This window comes from Protofrankia sp. CiP1_Cm_nod1 (genome assembly GCF_920888515.1).
In the GTDB taxonomy this organism is placed as follows: domain Bacteria; phylum Actinomycetota; class Actinomycetes; order Frankiales; family Frankiaceae; genus Protofrankia.
In genome coordinates this window covers 1-3953 of the sequence record NZ_CAKKTM010000244.1, presented here as the reverse complement: position 1 = coordinate 3953, position 3953 = coordinate 1, and the positions used below count along the sequence as shown (strand labels likewise).

Genomic DNA, 3953 nt, shown 5'->3' with positions numbered 1-3953 from the left:
ACGCCCGTCCACGCGGCGGTGTGCCAGCGCCGGGCCCACCGCCGCACCCGCTCGGCGGGGCCCGCGGCCAGCAGGACGGCGAGCCAGCCGGCGAGCACGGGCACCAGCGGCCACGGCCCCCGCCCGTCACCGGCACCGATGCCCACCGCGACACCGCCCCAGCCGGCCAGCAGCAGGGCTGTCGTCCCCCGGTCCGGGTGGCCCGGCGGCGCCCACCCGGGTGCGGTGGCCGGATCGCCCGTCCGGGCGGGTATGGGCACGTCCATGACGTGCACCCTGCCAGAGCGCACGTCCACGGCGTGCGCCCTGCCAGAGCGCACGTCCACGGCGTGCGCCCTGCCGGAGGCGCGGGTCACCGGCGTGCACGCCGTCGTCGGCGGGCGGGGCACGGCCTGGCCGGCAGGGAGCGGGAGCCGGGCTGTCGCGGCCGGCCCGCCGTGGCCGTCAGGGGGCGCAGGCGGGCGGCTGTGGGGGCCGTGCCAGACTGAGAAGCCGAAGCCGGATCATCGTCCACCGGCTTTGCTGGTATGTCGCGCGGATGACTATCGCGTGCGAAGGTGAGGAGAGGTCAGGCACAGTGGCCGAAAAGCCCGAGGTCGTCGTTATCGGAGCCGGACCGGCAGGTCTTACAGCAGGCTGGGAGCTGGTCAAACGGGACGTGCCCGTAACGGTCCTCGAAGGTGACTCGGTGGTGGGTGGGATCAGCCGTACCGCGCAGCGCGAAGGCTGGCGGTTCGACATCGGCGGGCACCGGTTCTTCACCAAGGTCCCCGAGGTCGAGGCGCTCTGGCACGAGATCCTGCCCGACGAGGACTTCCTGATGCGCCCGCGCTCGAGCCGCATCATCTACGACGGCAAACTGTTCGACTACCCGCTGCGCGCCGGCAACGCCCTGCGCGGCCTGGGCCTCCTGGAGGCCGCGCGCTGCATCTTCTCCTACTTCTGGGTGCGGGTCCGCCCGCCGAAGGACCAGACGAAAATCGAGGGCTGGGTCGCGGCCCGTTTCGGCTGGCGCCTCTACCGGATCTTCTTCAAGACCTACACCGAGAAGCTGTGGGGCGTGCCGGCGGACACGATCGAGGCGGACTGGGCCGCGCAGCGCATCAAGAACCTCTCGCTGTTCAACGCGATTGTGAACGCGGTCACGCCGAAACGGAACCAGAAGGACATCACCTCCCTCATCGAGGAGTTCCAGTACCCGAAGTACGGGCCCGGAATGATGTGGGAAGCCGCCGCCGACAAGATCGTCGACCGGGGCGGGAAGATCGTCTTCGAGGAGAAGGTCCGCGCGATCCACCACGAGGGCGGCCGGGCGACCGGGGTGACCACGGTGGTCACCGGCGGGTACGGCCCGGGCGCGGGCGCGCCGGAGGCGTCCCGGACCGACATCGGCAGTGAGCACCACTACGACGCGGACGAGATCGTCTCGTCGATGCCGTTCTCCTCCCTGGTCCGCGCGATGGATCCGCCCGCCCCCGCGCACGTCCTGGCGGCCGCGGAGGCGCTACGCTACCGGGACTTCCTCACCGTCGCGCTCGTGGTGCCCGAATCCGCCGGTTTCCCGGACAACTGGATTTACATCCATTCCCCCGAGCTCCAGGTCGGGCGTATCCAGAACTTCGCGTCGTGGTCGCCCTTCCTGGTGAAGGAAGGACGCACCTGCCTCGGGCTGGAGTACTTCGTCTTCGAGGGTGACGAGACCTGGTCGATGGCCGACGACGACCTGATCGCGCTCGCCTCCAAGGAGCTCGCGGCCCTCGGCCTGGTCCCGGCGGACCAGGTGGAGGGCGGTTTCGTGGTGCGCATGCCGAAGGCCTACCCGTTCTACGACGCCGAGTACAAGAAGAACGTCGACATCATGCGCGGCTGGCTCGCCGAGGCCGCCCCGAACGTCTATCCGGTCGGCCGCAACGGCATGCACCGCTACAACAACCAGGACCACTCGATGTACACCGCTCTGCTCAGCGTGCAGAACATGGTGGACGGCACCAGCCACGACGTGTGGGGCGTCAATGTCGAGGAGGACTACCACGAGGAAGTCTCCCCGGGTTACACCGGCACCAAAGCGTCGCACTGACCTCGGTTCACGGGACTGGAGGATCTGACCGTGACCGATGTCGCGGTTCGGCCGCTGGCGAACATCCCCGACCCGGCCGACGCGGGCCTGAGGCGTCCTGACCGGACGGCTGTCCTGTTCAGGGCGGCACTGCTCGTCATTGTTGTCGCGGCGGTGGCGGCGCGTTTCTCCGCCCGGCAGGCGTTGTGGCTGGACGAGGCCCAGAGCGTGGCCATCGCCCGGCTCCCGCTGACCGGGCCGGGCCTGACGCTGTTCGACGGCCTGCGCCAGGACGGCTCACCACCGCTGTACTACCTGCTGCTGCACGGCTGGGCCGAGCTGTTCGGGACCGGCGCGTTCGCGGTACGGGCGCTGTCGGCGCTGGTGAACCTGGCCGCGGCCGGGCCGCTGTACCTGCTGGCCCGGCGGGTGGTCGGGGCACGTGCCGCGTGGGTGGCGGTGGTGCTCTACCTCACCTCGCCGTTCGCGCTGTACTTCGCGACCGAGACCCGGATGTACAGCCTGGTCGTGCTGCTGACCGCGGCCGGCGGGCTGGCGCTGGAGAGCACCCTGCGCCGACGCTCGGCCGGGCCGGCCGTCGCGCTGGCGGTGTGCTCCGGCCTGCTGGCCCTGACCCACTACTGGTGCTTCTACCTGCTGTGCACGGTGGTCGGCTGGCTGCTGCTGGTCACGGCCCGGCCGCGGCCGGGCTGGGGCCGGCGGGCGCCGCTGACCGCTCTCGGCGGCATCGCCGGCGGGGCGGTGGTGTTCGCCCCCTGGCTGGGTGGCTTCCAGTACCAGCTGGCGCACACCGGGACGCCGTGGGGCGAGCCGGCGACGTTCGCGGCGATCGCGCACGCCTACGGGCAGTGGGCGGGCGGCCCGACCACCGGCGGGCGCACGCTGCTGTTCCTCATCACCGGCCTCGCCGCCGCCGGGATCGCCGGCCGGGCGATCGACGGCCGGTACGTGATGGTGGACCTGCGGGGGCTCGAACCCGGGCGGACGCTGTTCTTCCTGGCCACCGTCACGCTCGTGGTGGCCGTCGCCGTGGGCAAGGTGGTGGGCAACGCCTGGGCTGACCGGTACACCGCCACCGCGTTCGTCCCGTTCCTGCTGGTGATCGGCCTCGGGGCGACCGTCCTCGTCGACAGCCGGCTGTTCCGGGGTGTCGTCCTGGCGTGCGCGTTGCTCGGGCTCGTCGGCGGCTACACCGACATCTCCCGCGCCCGCACCCAGGCCGAGCAGGCCGCGGGCGTGCTCGAGCGCCTCGGGCGGCCCGGTGATGTGCTGCTGGTCTGCCCGGACCAGCTCGGCCCGGGCCTGGCCCGCACGGTCCCGCCGTGGATGCGGGTGTACGTCGTCCCGACCTACGCCCCACCCGACCGGGTCAACTGGACCGACTACGAGGACCGCAACACCACCGCCAACGGGGTGGCCGTCGCGGACCGGGCGCTGGCGGAGGCGGGCCCCGGCAACACCGTCTTCCTGGCCGGGTCGGGCGCGTACCGCACCTACGAGACCCTGTGCACCCAGGTGCGCGGACGTCTCGAGGCGCGGCGCCCGCGCGTCGACCAGGTCATGGAACAGGGCCAGTCAGCCAGGGTCTGGGAGAACTTCGCCCTGCTGCGCTTCCAGCCGTGACCGCCGGGACGCGCTGGTGGATCCTCGGTCGGACGGGACGGCGGCCGCTGCCCGTATGACGGTGGCCGCCCACCGCGTGCGCACGCGTCGCGCGCGTGCCGCGTCCCGACAGGACGGCGCCGTCCTGCCGGGACGTCCGCCCGCGCAGACCGCGCAGACCGCCGGGCGGACGCCGAGACTCGCGGCGATCTCACGCCGCTGGCGCGGTTGGCGCGCCGGCCGGGCCGGCCCGTCCGCCGGGCCGGCCCGGTGG

General features: G+C 72.4%; 2 protein-coding genes and 2 pseudogenes. 3 read left to right on the top strand and 1 reads right to left on the bottom strand.

Annotated elements, in window-relative coordinates; translation table 11 throughout:
• Positions 1-356 (bottom strand): annotated as a pseudogene (locus NBX02_RS11130) (hypothetical protein); the annotation flags it as partial.
• A gap of 221 nt (positions 357-577) precedes the next feature.
• Here NBX02_RS11130 and NBX02_RS11125 point away from each other — a divergent pair.
• From NBX02_RS11125 to NBX02_RS11115, 3 genes and pseudogenes are all read left to right on the top strand, one after another.
• Positions 578-2077 carry an NAD(P)/FAD-dependent oxidoreductase gene (locus tag NBX02_RS11125; protein ID WP_250285938.1) on the top strand — a complete coding sequence of 500 codons (1500 nt, stop codon included), beginning with the start codon at positions 578-580 and terminating at the stop codon, positions 2075-2077.
• A 30-nt stretch (positions 2078-2107) separates the two neighbouring features.
• Positions 2108-3700: a glycosyltransferase family 39 protein gene (locus NBX02_RS11120; protein WP_250291234.1), complete on the top strand. Its 1593-nt coding sequence runs from the start codon at positions 2108-2110 to the stop codon at positions 3698-3700.
• 16 nt (positions 3701-3716) lie between these two features.
• Positions 3717-3953, top strand: a pseudogene (locus NBX02_RS11115) (hypothetical protein); the annotation flags it as partial.